Source organism: Microcoleus sp. MON2_D5, from assembly GCF_036701905.1.
In the GTDB taxonomy this organism is placed as follows: domain Bacteria; phylum Cyanobacteriota; class Cyanobacteriia; order Cyanobacteriales; family Microcoleaceae; genus Microcoleus.
In genome coordinates this window covers 1-3524 of record NZ_JAUBRM010000197.1, presented here as the reverse complement: position 1 = coordinate 3524, position 3524 = coordinate 1, and the positions used below count along the sequence as shown (strand labels likewise).

3 protein-coding genes are annotated in these 3524 nt (G+C 41.5%); 2 read left to right on the top strand and 1 reads right to left on the bottom strand.

Annotation, left to right across the window (positions count from 1 at the left end):
• Positions 1-545 precede the first annotated feature (545 nt).
• A complete protein-coding gene (locus QUA47_RS30465; protein WP_333433570.1) occupies positions 546-1658 on the top strand; it encodes a glycosyltransferase in 1113 nt (370 codons plus the stop codon).
• Positions 1659-2205: 547 nt separating this feature from the next.
• On the opposite strand, the gene QUA47_RS30460 is transcribed toward QUA47_RS30465, so the two are convergent.
• Entirely contained in the window at positions 2206-2667 is a 462-nt protein-coding gene (locus QUA47_RS30460) for a hypothetical protein (RefSeq protein WP_333433569.1), read from the bottom strand.
• A 200-nt stretch (positions 2668-2867) separates the two neighbouring features.
• On the opposite strand from QUA47_RS30460, the gene QUA47_RS30455 reads away from it, so the two are divergent.
• Positions 2868-3470, top strand: a complete 603-nt coding sequence (locus QUA47_RS30455; protein WP_333433568.1) for a hypothetical protein — start codon at positions 2868-2870, stop codon at positions 3468-3470.
• Positions 3471-3524 lie beyond the last annotated feature (54 nt).

The following is a 3524-nucleotide window of genomic DNA, read 5'->3' as shown; positions in this document are numbered from 1 at the left end:
GACCATTGCCGTTCTTGATAAACGTGAGCTACTCTCACAGCGAGCGCACTTTTTGACCTGCTTAGTCTAAACTCCAATTTAGTCTAAAGAAGGGGAAGGGGAAAGAGGAAGAGGGAAAAGGTTGATAAATCCTAGGCACTTTAGGATTTATCAACCCGCTCTTTCTAGACGCGATCACGACTCAGCGGCAAAATACATATTGTTAAAAATTCATAATCAATATTGACATTAAGATTATAGATGTGTTATTGTTTTTCGTGATAGGGCGATATATTGACCCAGTGCAAGTGCTGCCATAAGTGCGCTCGGCTAGATTTGCTAGCTAGTAGCTAAGTAAATTGGGAAGTCGATTCAAGGGAATTGGCATTTCAAATTTAATTAAACAGGACTTACGCAAAGCCTCTACATATAGCGTTTTGTAGGGGCAATCCCTCCGTGGTTGCCTCTATCCATAGGATTGTTGCGTCCAGGACTATTGAATATACCCTAATCCCCTCGTCTTTGGTATGATGTGCGGACTCATTTAATAAAATTAAAATCCAGCTATGAATATTTTTGTACTTTCTTCACGGGCTTTAGTCTCAAGTGTATCCTGGGATCCTGTTTTTGAATTAGAAAATATTGTTGTACGAACCTGCAACGCACAACTTTTGGTACCATCTGCCCGCGATGTATTCCAGTGGTCATCCACACTTTATCCGCTAGCCGGTCGAATACTCCGTAAAGCGGTTAAGTCTACTACAGGTGTATATAATTTACCACTTTTACCTCAATTGTCAGACAAACCCAATGTTTTACTGATGATTGGGATATCAGGAGCAGATCTGGAACTACTCTCAAGTATACCTAAGTGGAGGGAGCGTTTTGATGTTGTCATCGCTTATATTTTCGATTCTTGGGCACCGGCAATTTATTCAAAAAATGTCTATCATTTAGATCATTTATTCGTTGCACTTCCAGAAATTATAGATGAACTGAAACAAAGTTTTGGTATACCAGTATCGCTGATCCCTTTTGCTGCTGATGTTCTCGTTCAGGGTTCGTGTCAACTCAAGCGTTCAATAGATTTAACAAGCTTCGGGCGGATACCCTCACAGTATGACACTGTGTTTTTCAATAAATTTAATCAACCTGGTTCCGAACAAATTTACTATAAATCTACGCCCAGAACAGAAGAGCTATTTCCGAAATTGCCTTACGAAATGCGTAGAGACGAGCCAGATACTCGGCTGCTATTTCACATTCTCAGACATAGCAAACTCACCTTGGCATTTGACACGCTCTATCCTGGTATGCGTCGGTTTCCTTACTCGTTTATTACACTGCGTTGGTTTTATGGTACTGCGACTGGCGGTGCGGTAGTTGGGAAGCGTCCAACTACACATCTAATGGATGAGTTGATGAATTGGGAAGATGCTACTATTGAGTTGCCCGATGACCCGCAAAAAAGTGTTGAATTCATTAATGAACTTTTACAGGACGAAGTGAGGCTTAATTCTATATACAAACGCAACTATGTTGAGAGTTTAGCCCGTCACGATTGGAGGCATCGGATTCAAAGTATGCTGGAAGCTGTGAAAATTCCCCTACCGCAGGGACTGCTGGAAGAATTGTCACAGATGAAGATGATTCATGAAAAAATGGTCAGCCGATTTTAGATTTGGGATTTGGGATTTAGGATTGGAGAATTACTCCTGTCCTGAGTCTGCGAAGGAATGAATCTGGGGTGCCCGGGACTAAATTGCTTGATTGCAATGCCAGAGCTGATTGTAGAGAAATAAAAGTGAGAGATTTGAATGGGATTCCGATCGACTTGGCCGTCGATTTATTCACCGCCCTAATTGGCAATACTTTGTTCGCGCTTTCCAGCGGAACTGAGTAGAGACGACTTAGTTTTTTCGGCGTTGCTGATTTACGGTATGAAACGTTAAATATGCCCGTCCTAGAAACCAGTATCCACAAAGCTTTTGGATTTTAAAGTTATTTTTTTCATACCCTGATTCAGCAACGCCAAAAAATTTTCAATTTTCTCAAAATCCCTCGAACCTCTGCGGTGCTAGTAACGATTCAACCTCCCAGGCGTTGACCTAGAAGGTTGAATTTACCACGGAGACTAAAGCTTAAGACAATCTTGTTATCCCTATCAAAACTGCAAACTCATGAAAATTCCATCATGGCCCGCGTGCTTTCCTTAAACCCCTTCAATTATTTTCTAAAGTCTCTGTTTTCTCTAGCTCTATTTGTAAAAGGAACACGATACGCTGCCAAAACATTTTTAGACAATAATCTAAGAACTTCCCAAGGACAATCTAACAAAGTAACAGGCAGACATTTTTGATATACCCACTCCCAAAAACCAATTGCTTCTCCCTCAACTCCCGCTGTTGCAGTATCAGGCATTTCAACACCATAGCAGCTACAAATTTCTGACCATTTAGAATAAGGGGCGGATGGATATAATACTTTGCCCTCTATAGATGTTGGATAATAAATTTTGCCAGCTAATACACCTTCAGGAAAATACATAACTTCGTCCATAATCATTATGACGCCGTTAGCCGGTATATCTTCCATAGTAAATTCAGTGCCATCACTTGTGAAGCGCTTATCTAATTGGTTGTATTTTTTCAGTTTTTTAGACTGTTTGTCAAACCCTTTAAATTTCATAATTTTATTTTTTGTAATTCGACGTGGCGACCGAAAGCCCAAGCTGTCTCCGCCCACAGCTTACGGTTGTAAGTTAGTTTTTCGCTAACCCAGTGTATCAAAATAGTTCAACCTCCCAGGCGCTGACCTGGAAGGTTGAATTCACCACTTGGGACTAAAGCTTGAGACAATCTTGATATCCCTAACAAAACTGCAAACTCATGAAAATTCCATCATGGCCCGCGTGGCTTCCTTATCCTATCTCATTGTTGAGAGGTTTTGGGCTTACTTACGCTTTCACTTCTACGGTTAAAGGTCAGTTTCCCGTACAGTCGGCTGAAGACCTTGCCGCTATTTTAATTGGGGGTTGGATTTGGGTAGCGATTCTATTTAGTTGGTTGCACTGGTTTTCTGTCTTTGCGGCAAATCTACTGCTGACACATTTACCTCAAAAACCTTCACTGGATAATTTTCGCCAGCGTTTAACTGCTTGGTCGAACACAAAGCAGGCACACTGGAAAGAAGGGTTAAATGCCTTCATTATTAGCTTCGTGACATCTATTTTCGTAGTATGTGTTGTATTTTCGGTAGTTCCTGCGCCTAGCAGACAGGAAGCCTACAACAACGACTCTTACGAACTGAGACAGTTCATGATTCACGTAAGGTTTACTCTAATTCTGATCGGAATGGCTATAGTTTCCGCCTACTTCTATCAATACGATCTGTGGGCCCGTCAGCGAAAAGCTGCCAAGCAAGAGAGACAATTACAGAATTCCAGCGCACCTGCTGCAAAGCAAAAAAGGCGTTGCATAATTAGAGTATGAATAGAGGGAATCACCATGCCATGTCCTGAGTGCAAATCAACCCATATCCGTAAA

Coding starts and splice junctions, on each gene's coding strand:
- QUA47_RS30465 (WP_333433570.1), top strand. CDS start 546: ATGAATATTTTTGTACTTTCTTCACGGGCTTTAGTCTCAAGTGTATCC.
- QUA47_RS30460 (WP_333433569.1), bottom strand. CDS start 2,667: ATGAAATTTAAAGGGTTTGACAAACAGTCTAAAAAACTGAAAAAATAC.
- QUA47_RS30455 (WP_333433568.1), top strand. CDS start 2,868: ATGAAAATTCCATCATGGCCCGCGTGGCTTCCTTATCCTATCTCATTG.